The 16943-nt window shown below is 52.8% G+C and carries 15 protein-coding genes; 6 read left to right on the top strand and 9 right to left on the bottom strand.

The window, feature by feature from the left end:
• Positions 1-94 precede the first annotated feature (94 nt).
• On the top strand, positions 95-418 hold the full coding sequence (locus tag AXA67_06445; GenBank protein ID KXJ41181.1) for a hypothetical protein: 324 nt from the start codon (positions 95-97) through the stop codon (positions 416-418).
• 123 nt (positions 419-541) lie between these two features.
• Here AXA67_06445 and AXA67_06440 read toward each other — a convergent pair whose 3' ends face one another.
• The 9 genes from AXA67_06440 to AXA67_06400 all read right to left on the bottom strand — a co-directional run bounded on the left by AXA67_06440 (position 542) and on the right by AXA67_06400 (position 10761).
• Positions 542-973 (bottom strand): hypothetical protein, encoded by a 432-nt coding sequence (locus AXA67_06440; protein KXJ41180.1) that lies wholly within the window; start codon positions 971-973, stop codon positions 542-544.
• A gap of 9 nt (positions 974-982) precedes the next feature.
• Complete coding sequence (locus tag AXA67_06435) at positions 983-1738, bottom strand: rhomboid family intramembrane serine protease (GenBank protein KXJ41179.1); 756 nt, start codon at positions 1736-1738, stop codon at positions 983-985.
• A gap of 52 nt (positions 1739-1790) precedes the next feature.
• Positions 1791-4652 (bottom strand): acyl-phosphate glycerol 3-phosphate acyltransferase, encoded by a 2862-nt coding sequence (locus tag AXA67_06430; protein ID KXJ41178.1) that lies wholly within the window; start codon positions 4650-4652, stop codon positions 1791-1793.
• A 322-nt stretch (positions 4653-4974) separates the two neighbouring features.
• A complete protein-coding gene (locus AXA67_06425) occupies positions 4975-5832 on the bottom strand; it encodes a hypothetical protein (protein KXJ41177.1) in 858 nt (285 codons plus the stop codon).
• A 9-nt stretch (positions 5833-5841) separates the two neighbouring features.
• On the bottom strand, positions 5842-6627 hold the full coding sequence (locus AXA67_06420; GenBank protein KXJ41176.1) for a hypothetical protein: 786 nt from the start codon (positions 6625-6627) through the stop codon (positions 5842-5844).
• 152 nt (positions 6628-6779) lie between these two features.
• A complete protein-coding gene (locus AXA67_06415) occupies positions 6780-7643 on the bottom strand; it encodes a phosphatidylserine decarboxylase (protein KXJ41175.1) in 864 nt (287 codons plus the stop codon).
• Complete coding sequence (locus tag AXA67_06410) at positions 7631-8596, bottom strand: hypothetical protein (GenBank protein KXJ41174.1); 966 nt, start codon at positions 8594-8596, stop codon at positions 7631-7633. Before AXA67_06410 ends, AXA67_06415 begins: the two co-directional genes overlap by 13 nt.
• Before the next feature lie 4 nt (positions 8597-8600).
• Positions 8601-9575 (bottom strand): D-glycerate dehydrogenase, encoded by a 975-nt coding sequence (locus AXA67_06405; GenBank protein KXJ41173.1) that lies wholly within the window; start codon positions 9573-9575, stop codon positions 8601-8603.
• A gap of 1 nt (position 9576) precedes the next feature.
• Entirely contained in the window at positions 9577-10761 is a 1185-nt protein-coding gene (locus tag AXA67_06400) for a serine--glyoxylate aminotransferase (GenBank protein ID KXJ41233.1), read from the bottom strand.
• Between the two features lie 142 nt (positions 10762-10903).
• Between AXA67_06400 and AXA67_06395 the strand changes: the two genes are divergently transcribed.
• The 5 genes from AXA67_06395 (at position 10904) to glcF (ending at position 16586) form a co-directional block, all read left to right on the top strand.
• Positions 10904-11791 carry a hypothetical protein gene (locus AXA67_06395; protein ID KXJ41172.1) on the top strand — a complete coding sequence of 296 codons (888 nt, stop codon included), beginning with the start codon at positions 10904-10906 and terminating at the stop codon, positions 11789-11791.
• Entirely contained in the window at positions 11788-12483 is a 696-nt protein-coding gene (locus AXA67_06390; protein ID KXJ41171.1) for a rhomboid family intramembrane serine protease, read from the top strand. The genes AXA67_06395 and AXA67_06390 overlap by 4 nt, the downstream gene beginning before the upstream one ends.
• Positions 12480-13976 carry a glycolate oxidase subunit GlcD gene (locus AXA67_06385; protein KXJ41170.1) on the top strand — a complete coding sequence of 499 codons (1497 nt, stop codon included), beginning with the start codon at positions 12480-12482 and terminating at the stop codon, positions 13974-13976. The genes AXA67_06390 and AXA67_06385 overlap by 4 nt, the downstream gene beginning before the upstream one ends.
• Positions 13977-14285: 309 nt before the next feature.
• A complete protein-coding gene (gene glcE / locus AXA67_06380) occupies positions 14286-15365 on the top strand; it encodes a glycolate oxidase (protein ID KXJ41169.1) in 1080 nt (359 codons plus the stop codon).
• A complete protein-coding gene (gene glcF, locus AXA67_06375) occupies positions 15366-16586 on the top strand; it encodes a glycolate oxidase iron-sulfur subunit (protein ID KXJ41168.1) in 1221 nt (406 codons plus the stop codon).
• Positions 16587-16943: the final 357 nt, after the last annotated feature.

The following is a 16943-nucleotide window of genomic DNA, read 5'->3' as shown; positions in this document are numbered from 1 at the left end:
ATACCTTTTAGCCCCGTAGATGAAAAAACGCTTTTTCATATCTACGGCGCTATAATGACGAGAAGTATTGATTAATTTGGAGGCTAGCTCTGTCATGGGTGTCTCATTAGTTTTTTTATTGTTGTTTTGGACAGCAACGCTGATGGCTGTCGAGGATAAACCGCCCCAGCTTGAACCCTTACCTGAACCAGAAGTTGAAGATGAGGAATTGCAGCCAGAAGTGACAATCCGCAAAAAAGGCAAAAGCGTGATTGAAGAATATCGTATTGATGGTAGGCTTTATATGATCAAAATCATTCCTGCCATAGGACCGCCATATTATTTGATTGACACCGATGGAGACGGGAACATGGATGTGCGCCGCAGTGATCTGGAAGAAGGCATCCGAGTGCATCAATGGAAAATTTTAGAATGGTGAAAATCTAGAGTAACTACTCGCACCTATCTGTTTTAGAAAACGTCGTGAATACGTCCCTTTATACTCGGCTTTGCATCTCTGTCAAAAACCCTTTTCCGCCACAGACTACCCAAGCAGTTACGACTATTTAAAGTCCTCTAATACGTGGTCTTCTATTGCATCCACATCCTTTTCATATACTGCGTAACTACGGATCGATACGCCAGCTTCCTGAATCTGCTTAGGGTTTTGGCAAACCAAAGGGTGCCAGTCCGGCAGGGGTTTTCCTTCAGCAACGAGCCGGTAAGCACAGGTAAAAGGGAGCCAGTCTAATGGGGGAAATTTCTCCTTTAAATCCATGCAATCCGGCACTAACTGACGTCTAAGGCGATATTGAGTGCACGCGCCTTTGTTAAAATCAAAAAGGTTGCAAACTACATTGGTAAAAAATATTTCCCCTGTGTCCTCGTCTTCGATTTTGTGCAGGCAACATTTGCCACAGCGATCACATAGACTTTCCCATTCCTGAAGCGACATTTCTGTCAGGGATTTAGTTTCCCAAAAGGATTGAGTCATTATTTTCTCTTACCAGCGATGTTTAGCTTGGCGCTTTGGCGTTTGGGAAAGGTGTTCGGCCAAATAATCAGGCCGATGCATCAGTCCTGCCAAATAGATGCCTGCAAGAAACCCCCCTGCGTGCGCCCAAAATGCTACACCCCCGGCACTGGTATCAGTTAGCATGCCAGAAAAAATTTGGATGAGGAACCAATAACCCAACATGACATAGGCAGGCAGTGCGATAGTGGTAACGTAATAGCCCATGAATACGAGATTTTCCACCCGGGCATTGGGATATAAGCGGGCATAAGCACCCATGACACCACCAATGGCGCCGGATGCGCCTACCATGGGAATAGTACTGGACGGATCGCCTAGAATTTGCGCCGCGGCCGCCGCCAATCCGCAAAGCAAGTAAAAAACGATGAACCGCTCTGACCCCATGGCATCTTCCACGTTATCGCCAAATATCCACAGGAACCACATGTTGGCAATCAGGTGAAACCAGCTGCCGTGCATGAACATGGAGGTGAAAATAGTCAGCCAAGGACTGCGGTTTTCCAATACGCATTCCACGTTAGGGCCCAATGGAATAGCCTCGCCTTCCGGGATTTTCCCAAACAGTTCTCCGGGAATTAAGGCCCAATCGCATAGAGATTGCAGTAAGGTCATAGGCTGGCCAAACCCTTGCAGTCCTGCCCAGACCAGCACATTTAAAATAATAATGAAAATGGTGGCAATCGGGGTACGCAGAACCGGGTTCTCGTCGCGAATGGGAAACATGGTTTCTCCTCCTTAAGAGCGAAAGTGGTGTAAGAAAACTATCATATTTGTCTTAGCCTCTCAATAAAGGGGATTTCTCGTGACTGAGATCGGGTTCTCCCAGTTTCCTGAGAATGGCGTGGCGGGCTTGATCTCGTAGTTGTACCGCCACAGACCAAGTGGAAGGCGATGCCAGTTGCCGCTGAATTTGCTTAGGGTCGATTGCTGGGCTGATGCTAATTTGGATTATACCGCGGCGGGGAAACCAAGACTCTGCCCGCAAGATGGAGCGGGTGCCGCGAATCGAGACCGGCACCACGGGCAATCCCGTTTCAGCGGCGGTTAAAAATGCACCCAAGTGAAAGGATAATAAACCTGGTTGACGTGTGAAGGTGCCTTCGGGGAAAAACCACAGGGAACGACCATTGAGGGCTGCCTCGGTTAAGCGCTGCGCATCCTTAACGCTGCGGTCGCTGGCAAAACGTTCGACAAATTCACACCCAATTCGGCGCAAGAAAATTCCGGTAATAATATGGTCGGCTAATTCCCTTTTGGCGACAAAGCTGAAGCGGCGCGGTAGGATTGCCATCACTGCAGCGCCGTCTAGATAACTCGCGTGATTACTGACAAAAATGCAGGCTTGACCGGGCTCAGGTAAATGATCCAACCCTTCTACCCGTAAAGGAATGCCTGTGCTTCTGGCCAGAAGCCTTGCTGCGCCAGCGACAGCGCGCCAACGTCTTTCTTCATCAGGTATGACCAGGGCTGCGAGCCACCCTCCGGCGCCAATCACGGCGGTCATGAGCCAGGCCCATGCCGCGAAACTCAGACTTGAAATGCTGAGATACCATCGCCTTAGTTGGGTACGGGCCGCCACGAGGACAAGATGGAGGAACTGTTTCCAAACCGGCAATGGTTTGCCAATCAACCCTTTTTCATAGAGTTCCCGGCAAGCACTGCGGCGAATTTTTCCACTGGAGGTTTTGAGTACCGTGCCTGGAAAAGCCAGAATGACTTTATCAGGGGCAGAACCTGTCACCGCCAGGACCACTTCATTAATTTTTGTCTCCAGGGCTTTCTTTTTCTGAGGATCGGTTTCCCGGGTTTCCGCCAGAATCACCAGCCGTTCGGTGCCGGTTTTTGGATCCTGGCTGCCGAAGACGGCGACACAGCCAGCGCGGACCCCCTCGATTTGCCCGACAGCTTCTTCGATTTCTTGGGGATAGAGATTGCGCCCAGCGTGGATGATGACGTCTTTTTCCCGGCCAGTAAGATATATCTCACCATTGGCCATATAGGCTCTGTCGCCGGAAATTAGCCAATCGCCATTGAAAAGCTTGGCGGTAGCCTCCGGATTGCGGTAGTAGCCGCGGGTGCTGGAAGGGCCGCGGAATTCGAGGCTGCCTTCTTGCCGTTCGGGCAATTCCCGTCCCTGGTGATCTACAATTCTCACTTCATGACCAACGAGCGGAATACCGCAGGAGACAAAATGCAAGGCCTTGTCAGCTTTAGAACAGGGGACGGCCCGGCCTGTGCGGGAAAAAGCCTCCCGCTGAATGCTGTCAACCAAAGGACCACGTCCCAAGGGCGGAAAGGTGAGGCCAACGGAATTTTCCGCCAAACCATAAACCGGCATAAGGACTTTTCGATTGAGGCCATATTGTTCGAAGCGCGTGCTAAAACGTTCTAAAGTTAACGGGCTGACAGGTTCCGCGCCATTGAACATGGCTCTCAATGAAGCTAGATCCAGGCCCTCAAGATCGGCATCGGTGGTTCGTTTCAGGTATAGTTCGTAGGCAAAATTGGGGGCGGCGGTTAAGGTGGCGCGGTAACGGTGGATTCCCCACAGCCAGCGGCTAGGGCGCGCCAGAAAACTTAATGGCGACATGAGCACCAACCTGCTGCCGAAATAAAGGCTGCCCAACCACGCGCCAATCAGCCCCATATCATGGTAGAGGGGCAACCAGCTAAAGAAAGTATCATTGGAGTTAGCCTTTACCGTTTCCCCCATTGCCTGGATGTTACTTAATAAATTAAAGTGGCTCAGAATGACTCCCTTGGGGGTGCCAGTACTTCCAGAGGTGTATTGCAGCAAGGCAATATCGTCTGGTTGTTTTGCGATGAGTAATAAGCCGTGTTGGGATTCCTCCAATTGTTCCGGCGTCATGATTCGCTCCAGGCTGGTAACACTGGATTTGAGCAGCCGAGCCACATGACGGGCCTCTGGAATGGTAATCAAAGCTTTGGCCTGGCAGTTATCGAGGATTTTGCTGTGACGGAGTAAGTGATCCTCGATCTGGCTGGGCCGGGCGGGTGGGTAAATAGGTACTGGAATCGCTCCGGCCAGTAATATACCGAAAAAGGAAAAGAAATAATCCTCGCCAGTGGGTAGCATGAGGGCCACTGTATCGTTCGCCTGAATGTCAAAATACTGCAAGGCCTTGGCGATATTTTTGGCGCGCTCCCATAATCGCTGATAGGTAATTGTTTTACCTTCTCCCTCATCACTGTAAAACTGAATATGAGTCCGGTGGGGGTGATGCTTGCAGTGCCAGGATAGTACCTCCAGAAGGCTTAGGGCATGGGCAGGGGTGGGAAGGGCAGTGCCAGTTTCTGAAGGAACGACCGGGGCTGGTTGAGGAGAGATTCTCTGCCCTTGGGCGGCAAGGATGGCCAACATCAAATCCCTTGGGCTTTCTGCTTCCACCAGCAGCTTTTCCGGCAGGCTGATTTGGAAATGTTTTTCAATCCGGGCCAAAATTTCCATCCGGCTCAGACTATCCAGCCCAAGTTCCCGGTCAAAGGAGGTATCCAAATTCAATGATTGTAACCGGCTTTCAGGCAGCTTGAGCTCGGCGGCAACCGATCGAATTAGGTTTAATACCTCTGATGCCAGTCGCTGGTCAGTCGGTTGAGAAATCTGGAGGCTTGACATGGTAGAGCAACAACAAAAAATGTGTTGCGTTATTGTCCTCCTAAGCTGTGCCGACTGCAAACTAAGGGATTGTTGAATTATTCAGCGTCTTCCTATGATTAACCCAGAGATTACTGTGATTCAAGGATGTACCGCCAAAATCATCGAGCGATGGATTGCGCAAAAACTAAAGAATAGAACGATCCTGAATAAAAGGGCTTTAAATGTGGATTACGACCAGTGACTCAAGTCCCTGTTCAGCAGCCGGGAGAGCAGCATCACATCTTCGTGAAAGGTTTCCTTCAATTCTTCCCGCAGACCATTATCCAGGGGTGGACGTTTTTTAATGACGGTGTTTTTTTTCAACAGCCATTTGCGCAGGCGCTTGATAGGGGATTTTTTTTTTGAGTTTTTTCCGCTTTTTTTGATATTCCAAGTTGGCGACAAAGCTCGCTACTCGGACAGGAGGCCGTTTCAGTATTCTTTGCAGGAGCTTGGAGCGGGCGTATTTGTTGCTTTCCACTGGGTAAAACTCAGTGCGACCATCGTCCTTGATCTGGATAAAATCCAGTATTTTCAAATAGCTTTCTCTTGGGTTGGAGACAAAGTCATCAAAAACAATGACCAGGCACCGATCCCGGCCGGCGATATGGAAAAGTTGCTGTAGATACTTTCCTGTTTTTCCCACTTCCTCATACTGAAGCAAAAAAGGATCGCGGCAGGTTTTGGGGATGGATTTGCCCTGGGCGCGCTGATGACGAAGCCGCCACGCCTTGCCGAAGTCTTCCTCCGTTTCATCCAGCAGCGCCACCAGGCGGGCGTGGTAGGAATACACCATGTCCACCGGGTTGCGCACCATGATGATGAATTTGGCGCTGGGATTGAGGTGGAGAATGTGTTCAATGGCTTGAGTGTCGTATAAATAAGAAACGGAGCCTTCTCCCAGCACTTGGTGTTGGGCTGGGTCATAATGGTTGAAACAATGACCAAGATAATGCTTTTCCAAATCCAGGCCAGGCAGAATTTTTTGCAATAAACTGAAGTAATGGGGTTCCTTGGGGCGGGAAAAGCAGATCTCCGGATGGTGAGCGAGATAGTGGCTCATGGCGGTAGTGCCGCAGCGGGGCGCGCCGACAATGAAAAAGTCGGGAAAAAACGGCAGAGCTGGCGGGGGGGGAGTTTTAAGTGCTGGTGCGTTCATTAAATCCTGTCAATCTTGAGGAACCGCTTGATTTTCCATCCGGCGCAGTGCGGCAGCGTAGCGGTCTTCCCATTTTTTCATGTTTTTAACGCCGTCTTTCACATACGGCGACGCTTTAATCAGAGCGATGAATAACTTGCTGAGAATTCTGCCGGGTGCCCGCATGGGGCGTTCCACATGCACCAACAACACCACCCGGTGTTCGTCAGTATCATTGCGCACTTCATGATCGAAAGTATCATCGAACACAAAACACTTGCCTTCTTCCCAGGTCAGCTTGCGGTCCGCCACCCGCAGATAGCATTTGTCTTTGTCCTTGGGGACAAGCAGGCCCAAATGGCAAACTAGGAAACTTTTAGTCGGTCCCCGGTGGGGCGGAATGTGATAGCCGGGATCAATCATGGAAAACCAGGCGGTCATCATGCCGGGTATGGATTCCAGCACCTTGGCGGTTTCCGGGCAGCGCTGGCAATTGGTTTCAATCCGGCGGCCGAAGCCGTATAGAATGTGGGTTTTCCAATGACCCCCCTTGGAAATCCGGGTCTGGTCCGGGGAGATTTCGTGAAAAGCCGGGATAAGCTCGCGCTCTTTCAGCAACTGCTCGGCTTCCTTGCGGATGGGTTGCCAGTTATTTTCCAGAGTTTTTACCCAGTCGAATTGGCTGGGGTCAAATGACGGAGGGTCGCCGACCAAAGACTGACTGGCGAGAAATTTGTCGATGGCGCGGGTGACGCGTTTGCCGGTCTTAATGATGGCGCGGCGTTTCCATTGCTTGAAGTCATTCCAAAGTGTCATTCAAACCTCTAAAAAATTGTTACTACAAACCACAATTTGTGAGATTTTAGCAACTATTAGATAAGTCAGTCAGGCTTTTTCACCCTAATCTTGTTTTGGGTCAAAATTTAGAATCTATTTGACAGTCAGGAAGGGAAGTGAACCGGTTCTTGTCAGCTCATTATAAGACTGCCGATAGGCTGTCCCATTTGAATGGCTTGCCCCGGCTTAAAATCCAGCCATTGCACCGCTTCTTTGCCAAACAGCACGATAATGGTGGAGCCCATGTTAAATCTGCCCATTTCTTCGCCACGGCGGAGTTGAATGTTTTGCCCTTCGTAATGCCAGCGCCGGACTTCATGGCCAGAGGGTGGGGTGACGACGCCGTGCCACACGGTTTCAATGCTGGCGACAAACAAGGCTCCCACCAACACCAGCGCCATGGGTCCGGCTTGCGTATCGAACACACAAACGACCCGTTCATTACGGGCGAACAATCCATCCACCACGTTGGTAGTGGCTTGATTGACACTGAACAGGCGTCCTGGAATATGGATCATGGTTTTCAAGGTGCCATCCACTGGCATGTGGAGCCGGTGATAGTCGCGGGGGGAAAGGTAAATGGTGGCAAATTCACCGTCTTCGAAAGGGCGGGATACGGCGGCGTCTCCTCCCAATAGTGCCTGGCAGGAAAAGTCCTTGCCTTTGGCCTGAATCAGCCATTGACCGGTCAAGTTGCCCAGTTGGCTGATGAACCCGTCGGCGGGGCTCACAATTTTATCGGGTTCGTTGCAAAGGGGGCGTGCCTGCGGTCTTAGCCCGCGGGTAAAAAAGTCGTTAAAACAGGCATAATCGTTAGGATCGGCACTAATGGCTTCGTCCAGGTTTATGTCATACAGCCACACAAACCCTTTGATCAGCAGGTTTTTGACCCAGGGGATGCGGCAATGGGTGAGCCTGCCCATCGAGCGCGACAGGGCGTGATGGGGCAAGGGATATTGGATTGAAGCGAACAGAACTTGTTTCAGGGTTGGCATGGTGGCGTATTGACTTGGATTTGGTGGATTTGATGCGCGTGATTTAAATGCAAAACGATGTCGGCGTGGGAGGGTAAGTCCTCCAACATCCAACGGGTGAGTCTTTCGTAGTGTTGGATGAACCGGCGGAGTTGGTTCTCGTTCATTAATTTAAGCCTTTGGCCGGGATTGTGGCGGTAAAGTTCAGCCAGTTTTCGTTCTTGTTCCAGCCGCCAGCGGAACACCGCCGCCATGTCAGGTACTTTGAGCATGATCAGGCGGTCGAGCAGGGCGAACAAGGCTTGGTAAGGGCCTTTGAGTTGGTCATTGACATAGCGGCGCCATGTGCCGTCCGGATCCTCCCTGGCCTCCAGTTCGTTGACAGGGTCGGCGAGCATGGCCTCTGGCTGGGGTCTGGCGCCGACGCACCAACCTTCAAACAAAATGATATCCACAGGTCCCTTCCAGATCGGCCATTCTTCCACGGGTTTGCGGTCGTCGATGGCTTTATCGAAGGCGGGGATGGGGATTTCATCGGTTGGCCGGGCTTGTTTGAGTGCTTCGATGGTGCGGATACCCAGCGCCACATCGTGAGTGCCGGGGACGCCCCGGGTAATAAGCAGGGGATGAACGGTTTTGGCCAGTTGTTCCCGCTGCGCCCGGGTTTTGTAAATATCGTCAACGGAAAAGCCCGCCACTCGCTGCTGAAACCCGTCGGCCAAAATGGTTTGCAACAGGGCCGCCAAGGTGGACTTTCCAGAACCTTGAGCGCCGTTGATGCCCAAGACCAAAGGGCTGTCTGATTTTTGCCGATTTACCCAGGCTGCCAAGGGAAGATAGACAGAGGGTAAAAGAGGGCTGAGGTCGGTGTCGAGCTTTAATGACCGGCATTTGGCTGAAAACGCAGGCTGTACCTTCTCAGCCAGGGATTGCAGCTGATCGGGTGGCAGGGGCAGGTGTTGGGCAGGCCACATCGTGTCAAGCTACTATGTCTGGCGGGGTTTGGCCTGAGAAAAAGGCATCCAGATTAGTCAACACCCTAAGGCCCATCGCTTCCCGGGTTTCTTCGGTAGCGCTGCCAAGATGAGGTAACAGGACGACATTGTCCAATGCAAGTAAGCGGGGATCGATTTGTGGTTCGTTTTCGTAAACATCCAGGCCGGCGCCTCGAATAGCAGCCTCCTTGAGTCCTTGAATCAACGCCTCGGTATCCACCACATCCCCCCGGGCGGTATTGATTAAAAAGGCATGGGATGGCATCAACGCCAGCCGGTGGGCGTCAATCAAATGAAAGTTGCGTTGTCCACCGGGGCAATGGAGGGAAACGAAATCACATTGAGGGAGCAGTTCATCGATACTGGCGCAGGCAGTGGCATCCAGCCCGGTAAGCGTTTCATCGGCAACAGGGCGGGGGTGGAAATAGAGAATTTTCATGCCAAAACCGTGACGGGCGCGCTTGGCCACCGCCTGGCCAATCCGCCCCATGCCAATGATGCCCAAGGTTTTGCCGGTAACTTTGGTTCCCAAAAGATGGGTGGGCCGCCAGCCGCGCCACCGGCCTGCCCGTACCTCCCGTTCTCCTTCGCCTGCCCGGCGGGCGGCCATCAGCAGCAGGGTGATGGCAATGTCGGCGGTACAGTCGGTCAGAACGCCAGGTGTATTGGTAACGGTGATGCCTTTGGCAGCGGCGGTTTCCAGGTCGATATGATTCACGCCCACGCCGTAGTTGGCCAGAATCCGGCAGCGCAATGGGGTTGTATTCAAAACTTCGGCAGTGATGGAATCGGTCACCGTGGGGCAGACAGCGTCATAATGCTGTAATGCGGATTGCAAATCCTGGCTGGAAAAGGGATGGTCATCCTCGTTGAGGGTAACCTCATAGCGTCGCCGTAATTGGGCTTCCACCGAAGGGGGCCAACGGCGAGTGAGAATGACGGTAGGGCGGGTGGTCATATCAAGCCGGTAACGGCGCGGCGGTATCGCGCCAGTATTCCATGGCGGCGGTAATGCCGCTACCGGGCTTGAGATCGATGCCTACATCCCGCATGGCCATTTCAGAACCTACTATCGCGCTGGCCAACATTAGTTCGTTCAAGTCGCCCAAGTGACCGATACGGAACACCTTGCCGGCAACTTCGGTCAATCCGGCGCCAAGGGACAGGTTGTAGCGGTGATAGGCCACGTGCATCACATCGCGGGCATCGAAGCCTTCCGGCACCACAATGGCGGTGACGGTGTCCGAGTACCATTTGGGATCCTTGGCGCACAGCTCCAATCCCCAGCCGTCAATCACCGCGCGGCGGACGCCTTCCGCCAGCCGGTGGTGGCGGGCGTAAACATTGTCCATGCCTTCTTCCAGCAGCAGGTCCAGCACTTTGCGCAGACCGTGCAGCATGGCGGTATTGGGAGTGTAAGGGAAGTAACCGTCTTTGTTGGCCTGGATATGATCTTCCAGGTTGAGGAAACTGCGGGGCAGTTTCGCGCTATGGCGCATTTCCAGTGCTTTCTGGCTGAAACACAAATAAGCATTGCCAGCAGGCAGCATCAATCCTTTTTGAGAACCGGTCAGGGCGACGTCCACGCCCCAATCGTCCATAAAGAAAGGAATACTGCCAATGGCGCTGACACCGTCGGTCATGAATAAAGCGGGGTGTCCGGCTTCGTCCAGGGCCTTGCGGATGGCGGCCAGATCATTGGTCACGCCGGTCGCGGTTTCATTATGGCAAATCAGCAGGGCCTTGATTTCATGGTTGCTGTCTTCCTTCAGGCGATTGGCCAAATGGTCGAGGGGAACCCCTTCTCCCCAGGGGACTTCATGATATTCCACATCCAGCCCCATCCTTTGCGCGGACTGAATCCAAAGATGGCTGAATTGGCCGAAACGGTAAGAGAGAACTTTATCGCCGGGCGACAGGGTGTTGTTCATGGCGATTTCCCAACCGGCGGTGCCGGTAGCCGGGAAAATGAAAGTCTGGCCGGTTTCCGTGCGGAATACTTTTTTCAGATCTTCCAGTAGGGGTTTGACCAGTTTGGGGAAATCCGGGGCCCGATGGTCTTCCATGGGCACGTGCATGGCGCTGAGCACGCTGTCCGGGGTATTGGTGGGACCGGGAACATAAAGATGATTACGACCTGCCATTGATTGTACCTTGTTCAATAATTTGCAAAATATTGAATGATCCCATAATTTCATGTTTCGATTCAAGGGTTCGTCGGTTGAGATTCCAGCGGCGATTGCCTATCATCCCTGGAAACCTGGTAACGATGGAAGGGAGAAGAGAGTGTACGAATTCGCGGCTTTTATCATGGGGGCACGCTGGCGCGCGGTGGTTCTGGCGAGTCTGTTTGCGCTTACGGGGGTGTATTTTGTACCGATGGTGATACTCAGCGCCGCGGTAATTGCACTGGTGACGCTTCGCAACGGATGGCTGGAAGGGATAGTTATTTTCATTGCCGCCGCTGTTGTTACCTTGGGGATTTTCATGGCGCTGCCGCCCAGGCCGGGTTTTCCTTTTCCCTTGGCTATCGTGCTGTGGCCGCCCGTGATGGTTGCGGCGGAAGTGCTGCGCCGGACTTATTCTCAGGGATTTGCGCTGTTAGCGGTAGCGGCTTTTATGTTGGCCTATGTGGCTGTGGTGCACAGTTTAACCGGGGATGTGGTGGCCTTTTGGGAGCAATGGTTGCAGCAGGCGGTGGCCAATGTGAAGGGAGCCACCGTGGAAGGCTTCAAGCACGATGGCACCCTGCGATTGTTTAACGGGCTGGTGGCAATGCTTTATACCGCCTCTGTGGTTAGTGCGTTGTTGCTTGCCCGTTGGTGGCAAGCGATTTTGTACAATCCAGGCGGCTTTCAGAAAGAATTTTGCCAGTTGCGTCTGCCTCGGTCCATGCTTTTGGGGGCGGTGTTGCTGATATGGCTAGCCGGCACCGTTAATAAAATATTAATGGTGGATTTGCTCATGGTCGCCATGATGATTTATTTGTTCCAGGGCCTGGCGGTATTACATGGCATGCTGGTCAAACAAGGATTGACAGGATTTTTGATGGTTCCGGTTTACGGTTTGCTGCTGTTCATGCCGCAATATGGGGTAATGGGGTTGGCATTGTTGGGGGCCATTGATACTTTTATCGATTTCCGCCGCAGGATTGAAGCAGACAAGCCGTCATGATTCCTTTCCGGGATACCGTTCCTTGCCGCCGCACGCCGTGGATGACATGGATGCTGATTGGCGTCAATGCCACGGTATTTGTTTTTACCTGGTTGTTGCCGGATGACGTCCGCTATCAAATTTTCTATCTCTATGGTTTGGTTCCCGCCCGTTATACCCAGCCTGAATGGGCCCAATGGGTTGGTTTGGCTGGTGATAACTACTTGCCTTTTGTCTCCAATTTATTTCTCCATGGCAGCGGCTTGCATTTGATTTTCAATCTGTGGATGTTGTGGATATTTGGCGATAATGTGGAAGACTGCATGGGCCCATGGCGTTTCTTGATATTCTTCTTGATTTGCGGCGTACTGGCGAATTTTGTCCATCTGTGGATCAACCGGGGTTCCATTACACCGGCCCTTGGCGCTTCTGGCGCGATTGCAGGGATTTTGGCGGCCTATTTTTACCTGTACCCTTACGCTCGGATTATCATTTGGATTTTTCCGTTTCCTCTGTTTGTGCCGGTGCCTGCCATCGCTTTTTTGGGGTTGTGGGTCATTATTCAGGCTTATAATGCGACCACAGCGCTGGCAACCCGCGAGGCATTTTCTGATATCGCCTGGTGGGGGCATCTGGGGGGCTTTGCCGCGGGTTTTATTCTGTTTCGCCTGTTTGTGATTCACCCACCTGTCGACGCACGTGACGCTTCATGACATTTCAATTTCATCCCTCGGAACGAATCCATCATCAGGTGCCCCGCGAAACCATGATTCGCGCACTGCAACCTCACCTGCCCGCGGAGGGATTGTTATGGGAAGAAAGCGAACTGCGCCCTTATGAATGTGATGGGCTGTACGCCTATCAACAAGTCCCCTGGCTGGTGGCATTGCCGGAAACCGAAGCACAAGTGCGTTCGGTGTTGATCGAGTGTCACACGCGCGGTGTGCCGGTGGTGGCCCGGGGAGCAGGTACTGGTCTTTCCGGCGGGGCGCTGCCGTTGGACAATGGCGTCTTGCTGAGCCTGGCGCGCCTGAACCGGATTTTGGAAATTGACCCTGAGAATCGAACCGCAAGGGTAGAACCTGGCGTGACCAATGCATCAATCAGCCAGGCGGCGGCGGAATTTGGACTGTATTACGCCCCTGACCCATCCTCGCAAATTGCCTGCAGCATTGGCGGCAACGTGGCGGAAAATGCCGGTGGCGTGCATTGCCTCAAGTACGGGTTAACAGTGCATAATATCCAGCGCCTCAAATTCCTGACTATTGAAGGGGAGGAAGTGGTCGTGGGCGGGGCTGGCCTGGAGGGTCCTGGTCTGGATTTGCTGGCGTTGATGACAGGTTCTGAGGGCATGTTGGGGGTGGTGACGGAGATCACCGTCAAATTACTCCCCGTCCCGGAGTCAGCCAGGGTCTTGTTAGCGGCTTTCGATGATATTGGCAGGGCTGCGGATGCGGTAGCAGCAATCATCCGAGCGGGTCTGGTGCCAGCCGGATTGGAAATGATGGACCGCTTTGCCATTCATGCGGTGGAGGATTTCATGCAGGTGGGCTACCCACTGGAAGCGGAAGCCATTTTACTGTGCGAAGTAGATGGCCCGGCTGCGCAAGTGGAAGATGAGGTGATAATGGCCAAGGGGGTACTGGAACAAGCCGGCGCTTTTGAAGTCAGAGTGTCCCGGGACGCAGAAGAACGCCGCCGTTTTTGGGCGGGCCGCAAGGCGGCTTTTCCGGCCATGGGTAAAATTACCCCCGATTATTACTGCATGGACGGCACCATTCCCCGCCACCGCTTGGCCGAAGTATTGGCAGGCATTGCCAGGTTGTCGGAAAAATATCAACTGAAAGTGGCCAATGTTTTTCATGCCGGGGATGGTAATCTGCACCCCTTGATTATCTACGATGGCAGCTTGCCCGGCGCACTGGAAAGCACCGAACAACTAGGCGCGGAAATTCTAGAGTTATGTATCCAGGTCGGAGGCACGATTACCGGTGAGCATGGGGTGGGGATTGAGAAGATCAATCAAATGTGCATCCAGTTTGGTGTCGGAGAGTTACACCAATTTCAAGCGGTGAAAAAAGCCTTTGATCCCAAGGGTTTGTTGAACCCCGGTAAAGCGGTGCCAACGTTGGCCCGTTGTGCCGAGTTTGGCGCCATGCACGTACATAAAGGGCAGTTACTGCATCCAGAGTTGGAGAGATTCTAAGTTTACTTCTAAGAGAAAGAATGCGCGACGTAGCATGTCTATGCCGGTAAGGTTCGGCGTTCCGGCCCGCTATCCGCGGGGCGCCGTAAACCTTTCACGCGATACTGTCCTGTTTTGCGTGAAAGCCCCGCCCGGATATCGCTATCCGGGCGCTCTCCCGACTTGCGAAAGTCCACTGGACTTTCGGTTCGGCTCGCCGTTGGGGGCATGATGGCGAACCGGAATACCTAGGTGGTTTGAAGTTTGGAAACAAGTATTTGGTGTGTCAAAAATTTATTGAGGTTTTAATGCCAATGTCCGTGAGCCACAATGAAAGAAAACAATCTTAAAGCTACGGATTTGACCCAGGAAATCCAGGCGCGAGTCTCCGAGGCAATCACCCGGCGCCAGACGCTCAATATTGTGAGCGGTGGTAGCAAGTCTTTCTACGGACGCGAGCCTGTGGGAGAACCATTGCCGGTATCAGGTCACCAGGGGATTATCGAATATGAACCTGGGGAACTGGTTTTGACCGCCCGTTGTGGCACGCCACTGGCGGAACTGGAGTCGCTGCTGGCCGATGAGGGGCAAATGCTGCCTTTCGAGCCGCCGCATTTTGGTGCCGCCACTTTGGGTGGCGCGGTGGCGTCGGGGTTGTCTGGGCCTAGAAGGCCGTTTACCGGCGCGGTGCGGGATTTTGTCTTGGGGGTGAAGATGGTCACGGGCCGGGGCGAAGTGCTTGCTTTCGGCGGCCGAGTAATGAAAAACGTTGCCGGGTTCGATTTGTCCCGGTTATTGGCGGGGTCTTTGGGGACAATGGGGGTGCTACTTGAAATTTCCTTGAAAGTGCTGCCCAGGCCTGCTTTGGAGGTGACGGTCAGGCGCGAAATGTCATCGTCGTCGGCCTTGGAATCCATGGCAACGTTGATGAGCCGGTCTTTGCCCCTAAGCGGACTGTGTTACCAGGAGCCCTTTCTTTATGTTCGCGTGGCGGGGACAGAAAATGCGGTGGCTGCCGCCATTGAAACGATTGAGGGTGAGGCATGGGAAGAGGGGGAATGTTTTTGGCAAGATCTTCGGGAGCAGCGGTTACCTTTCTTTACAGAAGGAACAGCTAATCTATGGCGTTTGTCCCAGGCTCCCAGCACGCCCGTGCTGGACTTTGACGGGGAGTGGCTATTGGATTGGGGGGGCGCCCAACGGTGGTTGCGTAGTCATGCGTCTGCCGAGCAGCTATTTGACTATGCCGCGCAGGTGGGCGGACACGCGACGTTATTCCGAACCCAAAGCCCGCGCCACCGGATTTTTCAGCCATTGCCGCCGGCCTTGGCACGTCTCCACCGGACTTTGAAAGCGTCCTTTGATCCTCATGGGATATTCAACCCCGGTAGAATGTACGAGGAATTTTAAATGCAGGCGTCGTTGCCAGAGTGGATGCGGAAAACGCCGGAAGATGCAATTGCGCGATCGATATTGAGCGCTTGCGTCCACTGCGGATTTTGCAACGCTACCTGTCCCACTTATCAACTCCTGGGAAATGAACTGGACGGCCCCAGAGGAAGGCTCTACCAGATCAAAACCGTTTTGGAAGGCCAACCGGCCACGGCCAAAATTCAGCAGCACCTGGACCGGTGCTTGACCTGCCGCGCCTGTGAAACCGCTTGTCCTTCCGGCGTGCAATATGGCCGCCTTCTGGATATCGGCCGGGCGCATGTGGCAAAACAGGTGCCGCGGTCTTGGGGGCAAAAGATTACGCGAAAAGGTTTGCGAATGACCTTGCCTTTCCCCACTCGGTGGCGGTGGGCTTATCGAACGGCTCAGCAAATTCGCCCCCTTTTGCCGCGCTTTTTGGCCAGCAAGATAAAGCCGGCAGTAAAAAGTGCTAGCTTGCAGCCATCCAATCACCCCAGGAAAATGTTGATTTTACAAGGATGCGTTCAGTCTGTTATCACCCCCGAAATCAACGAAGCGGCTGCCAGGGTATTGGACAGCTTAGGTATCAGCCTGGTTCAGGCTCCGGAAGCCGGTTGCTGCGGGGCCTTGAGTTACCATCTGGACGCCCAGGAAGAGGGCTTGGATTTCATGCGCCGCAATATCGATGCCTGGTGGCCCTATGTGGAGAACGGCGTGGAAGCCATTGTTACCACGGCATCCGGGTGTGGAGTGATGGTGAAAGAATACGGTCAATATTTAGCCAATGATCCGGATTATGCGGAAAAGGCCGCCGAAATCTCACGGCTCTCCAGAGATATCAGTGAAATACTGACAGCAGAACCGCCAGTGACAATCTCCAATGCCGGCAGGAAGATGAAAATCGCCTTTCAGTCTCCCTGCACCCTACAACATGGGCAAAAACTGGCAGGAGTTACCGAACGCTTGCTGCGGCAAATGGGCTTTAATTTGGTTCCTGTTGCCGACGCCCACCTTTGTTGTGGATCAGCGGGCACCTATTCCATTTTTCAACCGGAAATTTCCAGAAAATTGAGAGACCGCAAACTTGCGGCGCTTGAAAAAAACAATCCAGACCTCATCGCCACCGCAAATATAGGCTGTCAGCTGCATTTGCAATCGGCGGCGAAAATGCCGGTAATCCATTGGATTCAGCTGTTGGCAAACGATTTGCGAAATTAACAGCCCCTCTCCACCCACTTTTGAGCCAAGGGAGTGGTGTCGTAAAAAGCTATTTTGCTCGGCCGCCACGGTTGCTAGAAGCAGTTTTGAAGGAAACAATTGAGGGTGTCTTAGTTGATACAGTGTTTCCTAACTTAATGATAATGTATCTGATCTAAATTTGATGTAGATCAAAGCTAATTTTTCAAAAACCTTTATTCTTATACTCAAGAACCTCCTTCCTCGCCATGGGTTACAGAATTTTCAGCCATTATCCTCTGGGAAGGGTTTGAGCGGACATACAAAAATGTCCGCTCTTTTTTTTGCCGGTTTATTCCTACACTTTGAGCGAATGATGCCGTTGTCCGGCCGATCAAT

Source organism: Methylothermaceae bacteria B42 (genome assembly GCA_001566965.1).
Taxonomy (GTDB): domain Bacteria; phylum Pseudomonadota; class Gammaproteobacteria; order Methylococcales; family Methylothermaceae; genus Methylohalobius.
Note: the sequence above shows the minus strand (reverse complement) of the source record. Positions and strands in the feature narration are given on the sequence as shown.